Origin of the sequence: Streptococcus halichoeri (assembly GCF_009870755.1) — a bacterium.
GTDB lineage: Bacteria > Bacillota > Bacilli > Lactobacillales > Streptococcaceae > Streptococcus > Streptococcus halichoeri.
Genome location: NZ_WLZU01000021.1, coordinates 19,604 through 37,618, shown reverse-complemented (window position 1 = coordinate 37,618; position 18,015 = coordinate 19,604). Strand labels below are relative to the sequence as shown.

General features: G+C 36.9%; 17 protein-coding genes. 10 read left to right on the top strand and 7 right to left on the bottom strand.

Translation table 11 applies throughout. The annotated features are described in order from the left end of the window. The first annotated feature begins 267 nt into the window (after positions 1-267). Positions 268-1,116 (top strand): MetQ/NlpA family ABC transporter substrate-binding protein, encoded by an 849-nt coding sequence (locus tag GWD08_RS06325; protein WP_159564823.1) that lies wholly within the window; start codon positions 268-270, stop codon positions 1,114-1,116. Positions 1,117-1,274: 158 nt separating this feature from the next. Here GWD08_RS06325 and GWD08_RS06320 read toward each other — a convergent pair whose 3' ends face one another. Continuing rightward, positions 1,275-1,760 (bottom strand): PASTA domain-containing protein, encoded by a 486-nt coding sequence (locus GWD08_RS06320; protein ID WP_159564821.1) that lies wholly within the window; start codon positions 1,758-1,760, stop codon positions 1,275-1,277. 215 nt (positions 1,761-1,975) lie between these two features. On the opposite strand from GWD08_RS06320, the gene GWD08_RS06315 reads away from it, so the two are divergent. The 7 genes from GWD08_RS06315 (at position 1,976) to GWD08_RS06285 (ending at position 10,048) form a co-directional block, all read left to right on the top strand. Continuing rightward, a complete protein-coding gene (locus GWD08_RS06315; RefSeq protein ID WP_159564829.1) occupies positions 1,976-2,731 on the top strand; it encodes an ABC transporter ATP-binding protein in 756 nt (251 codons plus the stop codon). A 1-nt stretch (position 2,732) separates the two neighbouring features. Then, entirely contained in the window at positions 2,733-4,688 is a 1,956-nt protein-coding gene (locus tag GWD08_RS06310) for an FtsX-like permease family protein (RefSeq protein WP_159564819.1), read from the top strand. A gap of 42 nt (positions 4,689-4,730) precedes the next feature. Further along, positions 4,731-5,396, top strand: coding sequence for a response regulator transcription factor (locus GWD08_RS06305; RefSeq protein WP_159548200.1), 666 nt, complete (start codon positions 4,731-4,733; stop codon positions 5,394-5,396). Further along, positions 5,393-6,340, top strand: coding sequence for a sensor histidine kinase (locus GWD08_RS06300; RefSeq protein WP_159564817.1), 948 nt, complete (start codon positions 5,393-5,395; stop codon positions 6,338-6,340). The genes GWD08_RS06305 and GWD08_RS06300 overlap by 4 nt, the downstream gene beginning before the upstream one ends. A 1,038-nt stretch (positions 6,341-7,378) precedes the next feature. Then, on the top strand, positions 7,379-8,164 hold the full coding sequence (locus GWD08_RS06295) for a TrmB family transcriptional regulator (protein ID WP_159561182.1): 786 nt from the start codon (positions 7,379-7,381) through the stop codon (positions 8,162-8,164). Between the two features lie 12 nt (positions 8,165-8,176). Beyond that, the gene (locus GWD08_RS06290) at positions 8,177-9,034 is read left to right on the top strand and encodes a sulfite exporter TauE/SafE family protein (protein WP_159564815.1); all 858 of its coding nucleotides are present in this window, start codon (positions 8,177-8,179) and stop codon (positions 9,032-9,034) included. A gap of 18 nt (positions 9,035-9,052) precedes the next feature. After that, entirely contained in the window at positions 9,053-10,048 is a 996-nt protein-coding gene (locus GWD08_RS06285; protein WP_159545551.1) for an ornithine cyclodeaminase family protein, read from the top strand. Between the two features lie 98 nt (positions 10,049-10,146). Here GWD08_RS06285 and xerS read toward each other — a convergent pair whose 3' ends face one another. Next, entirely contained in the window at positions 10,147-11,217 is a 1,071-nt protein-coding gene (xerS, locus tag GWD08_RS06280) for a tyrosine recombinase XerS (RefSeq protein ID WP_159545549.1), read from the bottom strand. A 630-nt stretch (positions 11,218-11,847) separates the two neighbouring features. Here xerS and GWD08_RS06275 point away from each other — a divergent pair. Beyond that, positions 11,848-13,095, top strand: a complete 1,248-nt coding sequence (locus GWD08_RS06275; protein ID WP_244295504.1) for a peptidoglycan bridge formation glycyltransferase FemA/FemB family protein — start codon at positions 11,848-11,850, stop codon at positions 13,093-13,095. Positions 13,096-13,155: 60 nt separating this feature from the next. On the opposite strand, the gene GWD08_RS06270 is transcribed toward GWD08_RS06275, so the two are convergent. The 5 genes from GWD08_RS06270 to GWD08_RS06250 all read right to left on the bottom strand — a co-directional run bounded on the left by GWD08_RS06270 (position 13,156) and on the right by GWD08_RS06250 (position 16,901). After that, positions 13,156-13,599 carry a threonine/serine exporter family protein gene (locus GWD08_RS06270; RefSeq protein WP_425280435.1) on the bottom strand — a complete coding sequence of 148 codons (444 nt, stop codon included), beginning with the start codon at positions 13,597-13,599 and terminating at the stop codon, positions 13,156-13,158. After that, the gene (locus GWD08_RS06265) at positions 13,590-14,381 is read right to left on the bottom strand and encodes a threonine/serine exporter family protein (RefSeq protein WP_159564813.1); all 792 of its coding nucleotides are present in this window, start codon (positions 14,379-14,381) and stop codon (positions 13,590-13,592) included. Before GWD08_RS06265 ends, GWD08_RS06270 begins: the two co-directional genes overlap by 10 nt. A gap of 482 nt (positions 14,382-14,863) precedes the next feature. Continuing rightward, positions 14,864-15,286: a cupin domain-containing protein gene (locus tag GWD08_RS06260; protein ID WP_159545545.1), complete on the bottom strand. Its 423-nt coding sequence runs from the start codon at positions 15,284-15,286 to the stop codon at positions 14,864-14,866. A 143-nt stretch (positions 15,287-15,429) separates the two neighbouring features. Then, the gene (locus GWD08_RS06255) at positions 15,430-15,831 is read right to left on the bottom strand and encodes a YkvA family protein (RefSeq protein ID WP_159564811.1); all 402 of its coding nucleotides are present in this window, start codon (positions 15,829-15,831) and stop codon (positions 15,430-15,432) included. A 47-nt stretch (positions 15,832-15,878) separates the two neighbouring features. Beyond that, complete coding sequence (locus GWD08_RS06250; protein ID WP_159564809.1) at positions 15,879-16,901, bottom strand: Gfo/Idh/MocA family oxidoreductase; 1,023 nt, start codon at positions 16,899-16,901, stop codon at positions 15,879-15,881. 213 nt (positions 16,902-17,114) lie between these two features. On the opposite strand from GWD08_RS06250, the gene GWD08_RS06245 reads away from it, so the two are divergent. Next, complete coding sequence (locus tag GWD08_RS06245; RefSeq protein WP_159564807.1) at positions 17,115-17,810, top strand: LexA family transcriptional regulator; 696 nt, start codon at positions 17,115-17,117, stop codon at positions 17,808-17,810. The last annotated feature ends 205 nt before the right edge of the window (positions 17,811-18,015 follow it).

Here is an 18,015-nt window from a genome sequence, read left to right as displayed (position 1 = left end):
GATTATAGTTAGGATTTTCTTTGTGGAACATACTGAGACCTCCTAGAACTTCTTATCTTTATTATAACTCTTGGCAAAAAGAAAAGCCCTAGAAAAATCAATTCCTAGAGCTTTGTCTTCAATCTGAGAAAGGTTCTGAATAAGAACCTTTCTTCTTATAGTTGTTAACTATATAATAAAATTAAAAATAGCTATTTTTGGACTTGCCTGGTTTTTGGTACACTAATATTAGTTGATCAATGAATAGTATATAAGGTAGGAATCGTTATGAAACTAAAAAAAAGAGTAGCACTAACAAGATGTCTACTGGCATCCGTTTTAGTATTAGGAGCATGTGGTCACAAAAAGCAGGACCAAAGTAAAATTGTCCGTGTGGGGACCATGGCTAAAAGTAAGTCAGAAAAAGCGAGATGGGATAAGGTCGAAGCCATTCTCAAGAAAAAAGGAATTACCTTAAAGTTTACTGAATTCACCGACTATACTCAACCCAATAAAGCTTTAGGCAGTAAGGAAATCGATATAAATGCCTTTCAACACTATAATTACTTAAATAACTGGAATAAGGCTCATAAAACCAATTTTGTACCAGTAGCAGAAACCTATTTCACCTCTTTTAGATTGTATTCAGGAACAAAGAATGGTAAGGACAAATATACGTCGGTATCACAAATTCCAAATAAGGCGACCATTGCGATTCCAAATGATACGGTCAATGAGAGTCGTTCACTCTACCTTTTGCAATCAGCTGGTCTGCTAACTTTAAGTGTCTCAGGTGACACTCTGGCTTCGATTTCAGATATTACGACTAATAAAAAAGACATCGTCTTAAAAGAAGTTGATGCAGCACAGACAGCTAGGACGTTACATTCAGCCGATGCTGCTATTATTAATAATGACTTTGTCACAGAAGCCGGTATTAATCCTCGCTCAGCTATTTTTGTGGAGCCTAAGAGTGCTAACGCCAAGCAATGGTATAATCTCTTAGTCGCCCAAAAAGGCTGGCAAGATTCTGATAAGGCAAAAGCCATTAAAGAAGTGGTTAAAGCCTATCATACCGATGCAGTAAAAAAAGTAATTAAAAAAACGTCTAAAGGCTTGGATCAACCTGTTTGGTAAAAGGGTTAGGTCATCTAAAAAGCATATTCATGGTTCATCCACGAACAATGGCAATAACAAAGCAACCTCTAAAAAAGAGTAAGGCCAAGGCCAATCTTTTTTAGAGGTTGCTTTGTTGCTTATGTAAATAGAGTTGACTTTTTTATAGCATTTACTGTCTACTTACGTTTAAAAGGAAGGGGAATATCTTTTAACTGATTAAAGGTATCAGCTATTTTTTGATTGCGTTCAATATTTTTTAAGGTTTCTTGGTCAAACAAAGCTTGGCTTTTTTGGCGGCCTTCACTTGTAATGTAATACAGTTTGACTAAGGAGCCAAGTGCCTGCTTGCCCTGTTTAGGGGACATAGCAACGACTTCCTCTAACTCAGCGTTTCGATAGTGTTTCGCTGGTTTTGCTGGTATTGCGGCTACAACAAACCCTAAACTTTCAAGGTGTTGTTTGGCTTGACCTAAGGGGAGGTTAATAACGTTATCTAAGTTTCGCATACCTCGTTGCTTTTCCAGACGTTGGTCCATATACTTTTCAACAATGGGACGCGTGTTATCTATCCCTTTTCCTATTAATTCTGTTGTATCGGGAATTAAAGTAAATACCTTGCTAACTGCACCCAAGAGGCGCAAGCGTTTTTTTGATTTGGCCATGATAATCTCCTCAATTGACTATTCTTTTTATTATTATATCAGAAGATTAACCAAAGCTAGAATGATAACCTTACAAATTTGTAAGTCTATCACCCTTGTTCTGTAAGATTGCGGCAGCGATTTTCCTATAAAATAGAAAGTGTCAAAGGAAGCCTGTTAGTGGCATACCATTTGTCTTATAAAAATCGTATAATATGATATTAGGAGAAGTTATGATGTTATTAGAAATTGAGCACTTAAAAAAAGTTTACCGAACTCGCTTTTCCAAAGAAGAGACCCATGCTCTTAAGGATATTGATTTTAAAGTTGAAAAAGGGGAATTTATTGCTATCATGGGGGAATCTGGCTCTGGAAAGACCACGCTCTTAAATATTTTAGCTACCTTAGAAAAACCCAGTCAAGGTTCGGTGCTCTTAAATAACCAAGATATTACTAAAATTAAAGAAGGGGATTTAGCTAAGTTTCGCTTGCAGAATCTAGGCTTTGTTTTCCAAGATTTTAATCTGCTAGATACCTTATCGGTGAAAGATAATATTTTTTTACCGCTTGTTTTGGATCGTAAATCCTATCAGGAAATGAACAGTAAGCTAGGTCATTTAGCTAATAAATTAAGGATTGAAGATCTGCTGGGAAAGCGTCCGTTTGAAATTTCAGGCGGTCAAAAACAACGGGTTGCTATTGCAAGAAGTTTGATGAATGAGCCCCAGATCCTATTGGCTGATGAGCCAACAGCTGCTCTAGACTATCGTCATTCAGAAGAATTGCTAACGCTATTTGAAGACATTAACCTTGATGGACAAACGATTTTGATGGTTACCCACTCAGCCAATGCTGCTAGCCATGCTAAACGGGTATTGTTTATTAAAGACGGGCGTATTTTTCATCAAATGTATCGTGGCAATAAAACCAATGCAGACTTTAGTAAAGACATTTCCTTGACAATGGCAAGTCTATTAGGAGGAGGTCAGTAAGATGTTTTACCCAAAATTTGCTTGGCATAATTTAAGGCATTCAAAAGCAGTTGTAGCCCCCTTTCTCTTAGCTAGTGTCATCTTGTTTCTTTTAAATGGCATTGTGATTATTTTGATGCTAAGTCCCGTCATGAAAACACTAGCATCAGGCGGCGTTGTATTATTTTTGGCATTAGTCGTTCTGGGCCTATTTTCAACAATTATGGAAATCTATTCCTACCAATTCCTGCTTAAGCAGCGCCAGCAAGAATTTGGTTTATATAATATTTTAGGTATGACCAAGGGTCAGATTTCGATTGTGTCGTCCCTTGAACTCTTTTTTCTCTTTACCATTGTAGTTGTCGGCGGCTCCCTCTTAACTTTTGTCTTTTCTCATTTCTTTTATTTAGTCTTTGCTAATTTAACACATTATCATCAGTTACAATTAGAGATTAACCCGGCGGCCTTTGTCTATACGGCAATAATTGGTTTAGTACAATTTGCTCTTCTCTTTTTAGTGGGACTATTTAGCATTTATAAATCGTCATCACTTGGTTTGTTCCACAATCAAAGTCAAGGAGAGAAGGAACCTAAAGGCAACGTTTTATTGGCTTGTTTATCCTTATTGGCCATCGGTGGAGGTTATGGTTTATCCATTACCTCGCATAAGGTAGTAGCACTGGTCGTTCTTTATCGTTTCTTTATTGCTGTCCTTTTGGTGATCATTGGCACTTATTTGTTTTATATCTCTTTTATAACCTGGTATTTAAAACGCAAAAAAAATAATAAATCCTATTACTATCAGCCTCAGCATTTCATTGCAACCTCCCAAATGATTTTTCGGATGAAACAAAATGCGGTAGGACTAGCCAATATCACCCTGCTTGCGGTGATGGCCTTTGTTTCGGTAGCAACAACGGTAGCCCTGTATACTAATAGCCAACAAATGGTCTCAGATCTCTTTTATAAAAATACTAAGTTTATGCTGATAGCTGATAAGCCAGAGCAAGCCCAAAGGGATTTTCAGCAGTTTGTGCTAGAACCCTTACATCTTGCTTCGTCTCAGGCTCTGACCTACCGACAAATCATGCTTGGTTTACCCCTTGATGAAAAGGCAAAGGTTACTGTTACCGCCCAAGATATTCTAAAGCCATCAGTCAAAAAACTTGCCTATACTTATATTATCACTGAAAAGACCTATCAAGCTTTAGGGAATAAGACTCTTCACTTACAAGAAAATCAGATTGCTCTTTATCGGCAAAAAAACATCACCAATATTCAAGAGATTAACTTCCTTGGAAAAACGTTACAGGTAAGTAAACACATCTCCAAAAATTCCCTACCTGATGCTACTAATACCTATAATCCAGCTGTCATGGTGGTAAAAAACCAGCAAGTCTTGAACGATTTACTTCAGCGTTATAATAATATAACACCTCTTAAAACAAGTGAATCCTTTGAGGCGCAGCTCAACCTTACTCAAAAAGACTTAAAAATCTTGGGAGATAAAGAAGGAATGGTTACAGATGGTAAGCACACGATAGCTGTCTATGAAACAAAAACAGGTTTCTTAAATGATATATATGCTTTCTTTGGTGGTTTTCTCTTCACAGGTTTCTTATTGGGAACGGCCTTTATCCTTGGAGCAGCCTTAATCATTTATTATAAACAGTATTCAGAAGGCTTACAGGATAAAAAATCCTATAAAATCCTTCAAGAAGTCGGCATGAGCATGCAGCAAATCAAACAAACAATCAATTCCCAAATCATCATTGTTTTCTTTATGCCAATTGCTATGGCAAGCTTGCATTTCAGTGTTGCTCTTGTGATGCTAAAACAACTCTTGCTTATTTTTGGGGTACAAAATAATGGTTTGATTTATACAGTTAGTCTAGCAACCATTACTGTCATTGTTGTTCTTTATTATTTCATTTATAAGTTCACCAGCAAAACCTATTATAGAATTATAGAAAGGTAGAAAAGTAGCGATTTTTCGTTACTTTTTTGTTATGATACAAGTATGATACAAAAAGCTAAAATTTATCTTGTGGAGGATGATCCGACCATTCTTGCTCTTTTGACCAAGCATTTGTCTAAGACCTATACAGTTTGTCAGGTTTCTAATTATCGTGATGTCAAAGAAGAGGCCTTAGCTTATCATCCCGATCTGATATTGATGGATATTACTCTTCCTTTTTTTAATGGATTTTACTGGACAACTGAAATTCGCAAACACTTGACTGTGCCTATAATTTTTATTTCTAGTTCAAATGATGAGATGGATACTGTTATGGCACTTAACATGGGTGGGGATGATTATGTCACTAAGCCCTTTTCTCTAACAATACTGGATGCCAAGATTGCGGCTTTTTTGCGGCGCTTTCAAGTATTCACGCAGAAAGATCTGCAATTTAAAGATTATTCACTACATTTCGATGGAACTCTGAGTTATCAAGGTTCTAGTCTACGTCTATCTCCCACGGAACACAAAATTTTAGCGCTGCTATTTTCTAACCAAGAAAAGATTGTGACTAAAGAAGAGATATTGATGACCTTATGGGAAGATGAGCATTATATTGATCAAAATACACTCAATGTTAATATGACACGTTTACGTAAAAAACTACTGGAATTGGGTTTTGAAGCGATTCACACTGTAAGAGGAGTAGGATATTTGTTGCAATGATACGAGCTTTTTTGAAGGAATACCGCTTTTGGTATAGTCAATATTTACTTTTGATTGCCGGCAATACCTTGGTTTTTTATCTGTTTCACCTTCCCATGTATGATTTAGTAGTTGCAAGTATGGTGACCTTGTCTATTTTAGTGCTCTTTAGTATGGGGAAATATGGCCAGTTCAAAGCTAGAATAGAAGCCATTGAACTTTTACAGCTCGAGCAGCAAGCAACGACAACCTCTCTTTTCCCCTTGGATTTGGCTTATCGCTCGCGCTTTGACCAACAGTTTGCAAAGATGAGAAAAAATCTAGAAGAATCCACGGAGAGCAAGTCCAACATCGAAGCCATGATTAAAATGTGGGTGCACCAGATGAAGCTGCCCCTTGCTGCTTTGTCGCTAATGGAACAATCTAGGGAAATAGATCAGCAAGAATTTCATTATCAACTCGCAAAAATGGATAATGCTCTTAATCAGCTCCTGAATTTTCTTAAATTTAAACAGCATCACGATGATTTTCGCTTTGAACAGTTTTATGTGAGCAGTTTAGTTAAGGCACTTTTTAAGGAAATGCGCTATACCTGCATTCAAAAAAATATTGCTGTAAGCATAGAAGGCGATTGGTATATCACCAGTGATCGCAAGTGGTTACAGTTTGCCTTGGGGCAATTGCTGGATAACGCCATCAAGTATTCAAAGCAAAACGGAAGTATAAAAGTCTCTATAAGTAGGTGCAGTATTGAAATATCAGATAAAGGTATCGGAATACTAAAAGAAGACCTGCCCAGACTTTTTGAAGATGGCTTTACTGGCTTTAACGGCCACGAACACCAAAAGGCATCTGGTCTAGGACTCTATATGACCAAACACATTTTAAACCAGCTGGAATTGAGGATAACTGTAGACAGTATTCCGGATCAAGGAACTGTTGTAACCATTTTGCCTAATCCATAACTCACAATAAAAAGAGGTAAGAAGGCAGAAAAAGAAACACGAAGTAGAAGTGTAAGATAGCTTAATTTATTCTTGCTTTTTTATCAATTACTTACTACAAAAATTAGTGAGGAACTAGAATAATTACATAACTATAATTATGTAAAAAACAAAAAGACTATTCTAACTCTTAAGATTTGATCTATTATGGGTAGCAAGGCCAGCTTAGCCTTGCTTTTTTGAGTACGACGGGCATGTCGTACATCTGAGGTGAAAGTCCTTCGTGGGCACCCGCTACCGGTGAACCCAATAGCGACTCCCAAGCCTGACTATCGTGAGATAGCGGGGAGAGGAAGGGATAGCGAAATCGTGGCTCTACGAACAGAAACGTGATATAAAGGCGTATATAGAGGATGAGGGGGCCAAAAACTCTAAAGTCCAAAAAGATAGTCGTAACCTATAGGCGTAAATCACGAGAGTAAACGAGGAAAGATGTACGACTTATCCCGTGAGGTCTCATGAGCGTCAAAAAGACGTAGTAACAACGACTCATGAGAAGTCAGCCGAGGTCATAGTAGTGATGAAGTTTCTGGAATGGAAACGCAGCGAAGGACCGAACGATTAAATGATTCTCTATCTAAATAATTTTGTCTGCCCTATCACCTGGTCTGAAACGACGGCACTCGCGAAACGTATGTCGAAAGAGGCTGATCATAAATATAGGACGGCACCGGCAGAACGAAATCTGATACAGATAGATGTGGGAACACGCAGAGTTCTCGCAGAAGTTTAGTTGAACCGCCGTGTGCCGAACGGCACGCACGGTGGTGTGAGAGGGACTAGAAATTAGTCCCTACTCGATTGCACTGAGCTGTGGACATAGTTTTACTAAAAAACTCTCAAAATGACGATGAAACAGGTCTAAAGTCATCTTTTAGGGAACAGAGTTATCATTCAAAACAAATGTTAAAAAATTCACAAAAAACTATTGACAAACGTTCTTTGCAGGAATATAGTAGCTACTGAAAGTAGCTACTAAAATTTTATAAGAGGTGTAGAATGCTGGTTAATAAAATGAAGCAGTTCGGCTATACAGAAGCAGAAACCAATATCTACTTGAGCTTAGTGGAAAACGGCTCAATGACAGGTTATGAGGTTAGTAAAAAATCTGGTGTGCCTAGATCTAAGGTTTATAACATTTTAGAAACCTTAGTTAAAAAAGGTGTCGTTCTGGTTAATAAAAGTGAACCAAAAAACTACTCCGCCATTTCACCTGAAGAGTTTGTCAGCATGCTAAAGCAAACAACTTTAAGTGATATTCAATTTCTTGATGACCATCTATCACAGATTAAAGAAAAAGAAGATGACGCCTTACTATGGCAGTTAGATAACGAAGAAGCAATTCGCCATAAAATGCTTTATATGATTGAACATGCCAATGAAAGCCTCTACATCCAAATCTGGGATGATTGTCTATCACCACAAATCATCGATGCCCTATGTGCAGCCGAAAAGCGTTTAGAAGAATTCGTCTGTGTCCTTTTCAGTGAAGATGGCCATTACGATCTTCCTTTTAAGCGTTTTTACGCCCATGGTTTTGAAATTGAAAAGTTAGAGGATATGGGTGGCCGCTGGATTAACCTGATTTGTGATGATCGATTGGTCTTATTTGGAACATTAAATACTACCTGTGATGTGATTTGGACACATAATATGGCTATGCGCTTATTAGCCAAGGAATATGTCAAGCATGACGCCTATACTCTTAAAATCATTCGTGAGCATGATTTAGAATTACGCAAAGCCTATGGCAAGGCGTTTGAAAAAATTCGGAAAATATATTAATGGAGACTTACCATGACGTTTAAAAATCTTCTCTTACTACTGATTGTTGCCATGAATGCTTATTTTGCATTTATTTTAATCAAAGATCTTCTGACCCACCGCAAAGAAGTGATGGCAGAAGAAGCAAGCACAGCGGCTTTGCCATTTTCAAGTGCAATTATCTTTTTCTTATCAACTGTCGGAATTTCTGACTTTGCCATCAGTACTAGCTTATATCCTAAGCTAAACTGGACCAGTGTCAAAAAATTGCCAGGAACCTTAAATACACAGTGTACGATTCCTGTTGCGGTTATGGCATTAGCTTATATTACTAATATCAAGGTTAGCATTGTTACCCTAGTTGTTTGTATTGTCAGCCAAATGATTGGTTCTTATTTTGGTGCTAAATTTGCCGTGAAATTACCAGCTGAGAAATTAAAACTCTCTATTGGGATTGGGATGATTATTGCAGCACTGATTATTTTTGGTGGGAAATTCGGCTGGTTACCAGGTGGTGGTAATGCTAGTGCTTTAACTGGCGGCAAATTAGTGATTGCCGCAATTGCTTTAGCAATCTTTGGGGCTTTAAATAATATTGGTATTGGCTCTTATGCGTTAACAATGATAACAGTTTATCTACTCGGCTTAAATCCAGCTGTTTCCTTCCCAATTATGATGGGTGCGGCAACCTTCTCTGTACCTGTTGGTAGTGTACAGTTTATTAAATCAGGTGAATACAGTCGTAAAATTACTCTTTTCACATCAACCTTTGGTGTTTTAGGAGTATTGTGTGCAGTCTTTCTTGTCAGCAACTTGAACACCTCCATTTTACAATGGGTTGTAGCCTTCATTTTACTTTACAGTGCCTATGGAATGCTAAAGAAAAACTAACCAGAACAAGGAGATCCTATGCTTATTTTAACAAAATCCGATATTCAACAATGCTTCTCAATGGCTGATGCCATTAAAGCTGCAAAGCAATCTGTTCGCCTCTACTCAGCAGGTCAAAGCAAGGTACCTCTTCGTACCAATCTAGATGTGACTGACTACAATGGCCAAAGCCTTTATATGCCGGCTGTAACAGAAGGCGAAAAAAGCTCACTTGGGGTGAAGATTGTCTCTGTTTACCCAGATAACATTAACAAGGGCCTACCATCTGTCCCTGCGACCATGGTTTCCTTAAATCCTGAAACTGGAATTGTTTCGGCTATTTTAGACGGCACTTATTTAACACAGCTTCGCACCGCAGCTATTCAGGGAGCAGCTACTGAAGAACTAGCTAACCCAGATGCAAAAATTGCTGGTTTAATCGGAACAGGTGGACAAGGCTACCAACAAGCTATTGCCATGATGACTGCTCGTCATTTGGATGAATTACGTGTTTTTGATATTGATTTTGATCGGGCTCAAAGCTTTGCTAAAGAATTAGCTAAAGATGTTAATGAAACCTTTGCGACCAAAATTTATGCGGTTGCAACAGCCAAGGAAGCTGTTAGTGGCGCTGATCTTGTCACTACCGTCACCACATCGAAAGTTAACACGTTTGATGCTGCTGACATTAAAGAAGGTGCTCATGTCAATGGTATCGGAGCTTACACTCCTGAAATGCTTGAATTACCAAGCGATTTATTAGTTAAAGCAGACGCCGTTATCTTTGACACTAATGATGGTGTTCTAGCAGAAGCTGGTGACATTCAAGCGCCACTTAAGCAAGGCTTGCTGAAAGAAGAGGATTATACTGGAGAACTTGGTGATTTCTTACTTGGTAAAATCCCAGGCCGCCAAAATCCAAAAGATATTACTGTCTTTAAGAGTGTGGGATCAGCAGTCTTAGACACTGTAACTGCCCAAATGATTATTGAAAAAGCGCAAGCACTTGGTATTGGAACAAACTTTGATTTATAAGAGAACATAAAAAAGCTAAACAAGATTTTAGCTTTTTTAATGTTTTAAAGTTAGTTTGGAAGTTATTTACATAAATATATTTATGTTGTTTTCGGGGCTTACAATTTGTCTAAGGCATTTTTTTGTTCATCATTAACAATATGGGTATAGAGATCGGTAACCTGTGTTGAGGCATGACCAAGCTGATGACTCACTAATACCTGTGATTTGGTCGCATCATATAAGCGTGTCGCTAGAGTATGCCTTAATTTATGAGGGGTTACCCGGATTTTATAATCTGCAGAATATTTAGCAACCATTTTCTCAATACTTGAAGCGTCAATACGATTTGGAACGCCGCGATACTCTGTTAAGAAGAAGGCCAAATCTTGTTTTTGGGCTTTGTAACGGTTTTTACGAATTGCTAAGTAAGCTGCCAAGTAAGGCTGAGCAAAATTTGCCACATTAACGGCATCACGTTTTCCACCTTTTCGCGTTACTTCAACAATCATCCTATTTAAATTTAAATCTTTTACATCAAGGTTAACAGCCTCAGATAGACGAATGCCAGATGCTAGAAGCAGTGCCATAATGGCTAAATCACGTTCCTTATTTTTCCGGAAAGAGGACCTTGCTCGGCTGGATAGCTTGCTTTCATAGTCGTTTTCTACATAAGTGAGAAAGGCCATAGTTTCATCACCAAGAAAAAGTTTCTGTTTAATCGTCTCGGCACGCGCAGCCAAGGTTTCTTTTTTCTTTTTAGTTGCGACTTTTTTCATCACGTTTCGATAGAAGTAGGGCTCGCCATTGTCATTTTCAACCTCTTCAGTTAAATATTTAAAAAGGCTTGAAAGAGCTGCCAACGTCCGGTTAATCGTTGTTTGTGACAAACCAGATTTGGTGGAATAGGTATTAAGAGAAGGGCGTTCACGTAAATACAAAACGAACGATTCCATATCTTTTTTAGTTAGGTGTTCTAACGTTATCAATTCAATATCAGCAATCCGGGAGGCCTGTGAAATATCAGCCTCAATCAACCAATCGAAAAAGCGTTTGTATTCTTTGAGGTATTCGTATAGTGTTGTAAAACTATAGGGTACAGATAATTTAGAGTGGTAATACTCTAAGACGTACCAAGGCATGAGTGCCTTATAATCATCAATTTTCTTTAGTAGTAACTCACGTCGCATAAGATTACACCTAACCGTTTCTTTTTGAAAGTTGTTTTTCAGCGGGGATTTGTATAATAGAAGTATATCACAAGCTCAGATATTTTTCAAGAAAATTACAGTTTTTCGGAAAGATAATACACAAAATCACCTCTTTGCTGTTAGACTCTTCCTGGATTGGCATTACTATATTTTTACAAAATTATCTTACTAAATTAATTCCTGGCTTAACTTAATCGGCGAATCTATAATTTTAACAATCTGGCTGAGATGGTTTGCTCTTAAGGAATTAGAGCCTTACTGTGAGGAAAAACTCGCTTTTATTAACTATTCACTCTGGATATTTTCTTGGATAATTTTAGCTTGTTTATGCCTGATGCTTTATGGTTTATTCTTATGAATAATAACTTTGAGTGATGCTTGTTGACGATAAGCTTGTGCATTTTTGTCGATACTTTTTGGTGAGTGTGCTCGTTTTTTATCCTTTAAATCGGTAAATCGGGTTTTTTGATGTTTGTAATACAAATGTAATATAAAAAATGCTTTTTGTTGTAAAAATATGCTGTTACTTTTCGAATAACAAAGTAAGAACCTATTCACTGAAAGATCACGATAAGGTTTTCACATTATTTAGAAGGTTAATAGCATAATATGAATGGAGCATCTCATAGAATGGAAATTTGTCTGGCCAGTGATGCGGAATTTCTTGAAATTCAAGAATCTTTTTCCTCATCTAATTTTTTACAATCCCTACCAATTTTTAATTTACAAACGGAACGCAACCGTTATCTGGCTGTTGAAAAGGTAATTATTCTGGAGCAAGGTCATGTTGTTGGTTTAGCGGTCATTAATTATGTACGACTATGGCGTTTTTTTAAAAAAGCCATAGTCGTACAAGGACCCGTTTTACAATTTGCTAATCACGAACAAACCATAGCTTGTTTGCAGATTTTAGAAAAACATGTGCAAAAAAATGGTGCTCTTTGCCTTATGTGTCACCCATTTTTAGCAGCCTCTTCCAAGGGGGTTAAGCTAGAAGATCTGACACTTCAGCAAAATCAAGCAGTAGCTTCTGCTTTTGCTGCACAAAATTACACTCATTTTTTTAGTCCCGATTATTTGCTTGATGGTGCTAACCAAGAATTTATTAAAGACCTGAGAGATTTTGCTTCCTGCGCAGCAATTGAGGCTTCTTATGACGCTCCACTACGCCGCAATCTCAAAAAATATCGCGACTCTCATGTTAAAGTACGGCAACTCACTCTTGAGGAAATTCCTTTATTTTATCATATTTTGCAGGAGACTTCTAAGCGTAAGGGTTTTGATATCAAAGATATTGCTTTTTTCTATTCTCTTAAAAAATATTTCAACGATCAGGCTCTTTTCATGTATGCTTATTTAGACTGCCCAGCATATCAGGCATATCTAACAAAACATATTGAAGTGCTCACTCAAGATTTGAGTCAGTTAGAATTACAAGATGATTCCAAAAAACGAAATGTTGCAATCAAACAAAAACGGCAGCAGCTAAATAGTTATCAAAAACGCTATGATGATTTTTTAGCGCTAAAAAATCCAGGCACTGAACTGCCACTATCTTCTTACTTATTTATTGAATTTGGTGATCAGCTACTTTCTTATTTTGGTGGTAATTTGGACGACTATTTCATTTTTGGCGGTGCTACTTTGATTAATGCTGAAATGATTCAGTACGCTAAAAAGCGTCAGCTTAGTTACTTTAATTTTGGTGGAACGATTGAAACTGAGCAGAGTTCAGCGGGGCTTGGCAATTTTAAATTTAAAAAACAATTTGGAGGCCAGTTGGTTCAATATCTGGGGAGTTATACTAAGTATCTCAATATGAGCGGTAAGTTATTAGCGCGAATCTTAAAAAAATAGCACATCTAGCTTAACTTGCTCATGTGCTACTGCATGATCAATAAGCTAAGCTTGCGACGGCTACAAGCTTAGCTGTTTAAAATGATTATAAATTTCAATAAAAGAGTCCACTAAGTATACTGATAAGGCAATGACTCCTGAAATAATCATTGATTCAAAAAAATTATGCCCAGCCATTTGAGTATTTCCCTGGATATAATAGTAAGCAATTTTATAGACACTGGCTCCTGGGACAATGGGAAAGTAGCTGGGAATATAAAAGATAGTTACAGGAGTTTTAAATATTCTTGCTGCTACTTGTGACAATGAGGCAATGACCAGGCTGCCACAGAGGGCCGCTAAGCCCTTACTTGTATAAGGTAAGCTGAACAAGTATACAGCATAGCCAGCTGCACCAATAAAACCGACATAATATTTAACATGACGAGGAATTTCTAAGATAATCCCTGAAGTAACGGTCACAACGTAGGCTGCAACGATTTGTGCACTTATAGTTATAGCCATGCAATAACCCCCTTGGCAATAGACAAGCCAATAGCAACTCCTAGTCCCAGGCTAACAGCAATGATTAATGCTTCGACTATTTTTGAGACCCCTGCCCCAAAATCACCCTTGATTGAGTCTCGAAAGCCATTGGTAAAGGCTGTGCCAGGAAAAAGTGGCATTAATACAGAAATAATGACAATATTAAACGATGGATTACTAGTGCTACCTTTAGCATGAATGAGTATTGGAATCACTGTGGCAACAATCATTGTTGTCATGACACCAAAAATAAAATCATTTAAGGCTAATAAGTCCCGTATACGGTAAGACATGAGCATCAAAAAGGCTGCTACTAGTGAGAGTAACATTTCTGATAAGCCACCTCCAAATAAAATTACAAAGGACAGAACTAAGAGAATAATGGAAAAGTCTGTAATTTTTAAGGAATAATTATGATGATCTATATTTTGTAACTTTTTGTAAGCTTCGTCTAGTTTTACTTTATCAGATGTCAAGTCTCGTGAAATCTGATTAACCATATGAATATGACGTAGATTGGTATTTCGTTTAGTAATACGCTTAATCACTGTGATAGGATTATCAAGATCGGGGCCATCTAGGGTAATAAAAAGGCCTGTTGTGTTAGCAAAAACTTCAGTCATTGGTTGTTGGCTCAATTCTAATATATGATCAACCGTATCTTCAACGCGATAACTTTCCGCGTTAGCCTCAAGCATAGTAATGCCAGCTAGAGCAGCTACATCAACAATGCGCTTCATATTTTTAAGTGTTTTTGTCATTTAGCTGTTACCTAAGTTGTGAAAATGTTAGTCTTACTTCTACTCAGAGCTAGTTGCGATATAAAAAGAAGAGAGTAAGTTGAGGACTATCAAATAGAGAAATAAGATTTCAATACTTACCAAAGAAGATTTTTTAGAGACAATTAAGGCTTTCTTCTCCTAGTATACCATGACTTTATGACTTATGGCTGAGTAATCAGCTATGTTTCTTGTTTTTAGCAAATAGACTAAAGAGGGAAAGCAAGCCACGATCTGGTTAGGTTTTAACTTTAAAGATCTGATACTTCCCCTTAAAACTCATCCTATAAAATAAGGACCCGGAATGATTCTGTCATAATGATGTGGCACCAAGCTATTTCCATTTTTACCCAAATTTTACTTAACCAGCAAAAAAAGATTGAAGAAAGAGTACAAAAAGAATCTTTCTTCAATCTAAGGTATTTTCTAGGGTATTTTATTTGACGTTTAATAAGTGAGTGTCTTTAATGTTCGTTTGGATCATTTTTAGCGTCTTCGTGTGTTTTATGAATAGTACCAGGGACGTGATCAGGGCCAGCATAAATAGAATAAATCTTAAGTGGCTTGTCACTGGTATTTGTAACATTATGCCACGTATCAGCAGGTACAAGAATCACATCATCATCAGTAACTTTTTGTTCAAACGTAAGATTGTCTTTAGCATCTCCCATTTGGCATAGGCCTTCCCCTTCTTCAACACGAAGAAATTGATCAATCCCATTGTGAACTTCTAAACCAATATCATCTCCTGGTTGAATTGTCATGAGTGTCACTTGAAGTTTTTCACCTGTCCAAATTGTGGTACGATAGTTTTCGTTTTCTTTTGTATAATCCTCAATATTGACGATATATTTTTCTTTTCCGTGATCCTTATAATCAAAAGTCATATGAAAGGCCTCCTTTTTTATTTAGAGCTATTCTAATTAACTCTAAATAAATGGTAACATAAAACCGTTTTCCCTTCAAGGAAAAAGCTTGTTCATTGGAGGGAATATTTTTAGAGAAAAGCTAATTTATTGCAAATAGCTACCTACTGCCGCCACAGCCAAAAAAGGTAGAGGGCTAAAGTTAGAACAATAAGTCCTCCAAAAATAAAGGGTCTAATGTTAACAATAGGTTTAGCTCTGCCTTTTCCCCATATAGAGTCTGATCGTTTTTGGGCGTCATTCCATACTAACTGAGGTGTAAGGCTTCTCAACACAAACACTAAAATAGGAACAAGGACCAAATCATCTACAACTCCGAAGAAAGGGATAAAGTCAGGAATAAAATCAATTGGTGATAGAACATAAATAATGATTAACAAAGCTACAAGCTTAGCTAATAAAGGTGTCCGTTTATCTCTTAAAGCGAAAAGTATGGCGGATAAATTTGTTTTTAAGTGTTTAATTCTAGTAATAAAGTTAAGTTTTTTTGTTTTGTGCTTTACCATCTGTTTCTTTCTTTGTGAAAAATATTTACTGATCTAAGCGATTGACTCTAGACAAATAACCGATTCATTTCTGCAATTCCTTCTTCGATAATTTCAATTTGGCGAATTGTTTCTGTATCTTTGACAACCTTTTCTCGTCCTAAAATAATACTATCATAAATAGCTTGATACATTTGAGTATAGCTACCTCGCTGGGATATAACTTTTTCTTCGTGATAATAACCTTGCTCATCTATATAGGTCAGAGTTCCATAATGTTCTGGTAAATCCATACCAAAGTCAGCACGGTCTGGCATGTAAAAATGTTTCAGATCTTCTTCTTGGCGATCTTTTGTTGCTTTAATGAACATACCTTTTTTGCCATACACTATAAAACTGGGACGCTCTTTGATTCGGAAATAGCTAGATTTGATAGAGACTTTTAAAGCGCCATAATAAAAATCCAAATCAAAATAGTCATTCATACGTTCTTTTCCAAGCAATTGACGAACGTCATAATGAATAGTGTCAGGCATGCCAAAGTAAGACAGAACCTGATCGATTGTATGGCAGGCATGACCATATAAATAGCTAGTATCAATAGAAAAGGTATCTGTAGTTTCAGGCACCTCTGGTCTAAAATAATCAAAATGCATCTCAACTTCCAATAGTTCGCCAAGTTTACCGCTTTCAATTACTTTTTGGACTGTCAAGAAATCAGAATCGTAACGCCGATTTTGGTAAGCTTGCAAAAAGAGTCCTTTTTGCTTGGCTAAACTAAATAATTCTTTTGCTTGTTCTGAAGTTTCTGTAAATGGTTTTTCAACCAGAGTATGTTTTCCTGCCAAAAGACATTGCTTTGCTAGATCATAATGCGCAGCTGGTGGTACTGATAAAACCACTAACTGAATGTCTGAATCATTTAGTACGTCTTCTAGTGCATTTGTATAGTTTACACCTTCAATTGGTGCCCAAGGACTTAAAGAGGGGGAATAGATTGTTTTTATATGAATATCGCTAATTTGCTGAGCAAAGGGAATGTGATAGCGGTTAGCACTTTTGCCATTACCTATATAAGCAATAGTAAGCATAGTAGTTTCTCCTTTGGACGGATTAAAATTTTAGAATCAATAAATACGAGTGTTATTTTCTACAACTCGTACAAGCATACTGATACCTATGGACATCATACGATTTAATGTTATCATTGTCAAAAATTTCTCATTTTAAGCATTAGCTCTTGTTTTTTATTTTAGAGTTTGTTATCCTTTAGTAAAGTTATAACTTTACTAAAGGAGGGTTATATGTTTTCAGGAAATCAACTTAAAAAAATGCGGAAAGCTAAATCTTGGAGTCAAGCAGAGCTCGCTGAGTGCCTTAATGTTCAAAAAATGACTATTTCTAATTGGGAAACTGGAAAAAATATTCCCAATCAAGCCCATTTAGATCAGCTTGGACAATTGTTTAAAGTTGCTAGGTTTGCTCTTGATGAGGATTATCAGCTTTTGACCACTTATCATCAGCTTACCATGGAAAATAAAGAGCGAGTAATTAATTATACAGACAGTTTATTGTCAAAGCAACTTCAGGTTGTTGCACTTGCGCAGCATAAGGATAAAAAGCGATTTGCCTACCGAGTATATGAAAGCTTATCCGCCGGTACAGGCTATTCTTATTTTGGGGATGGCAACTATGATGTGGTATTTTATGATGAGCAATTTGATTACGATTTTGCCTCATGGGTCTTTGGGGATTCCATGGAACCAACTTATCTCAATGGTGAAGTGGTTTTGATTAAGCAAGAAGGTTTTGATTATGATGGTGCTATTTATGCTGTAGAATGGGATGGTCAGACTTACATCAAGAAAGTTTATCGCGAAGAAAATGGCTTAAGACTTGTGTCGCTCAACAAAAAATATTCCGATAAGTTTGCTCCTTTTGATGAGGATCCTCGTATTATTGGAAAAATTGTTGCAAACTTTATGCCGTTAGAAGTTTAAAATTGTATGATTTATGGCGAGTTCAAAATGTCTTACTCTGATATTGCTTCTAGTGATACCAGAGTCTCTATGCCAGTATAAAATGCCTTAAGATAGATGTTGTATATGGTTGCGGTGCTTGATAATAAAAAGGAATTTATTAGTTGTTTTTACATCTTTACAATTAGTAATTAACATGTAGATACACTTGTAACATGAAATGCTG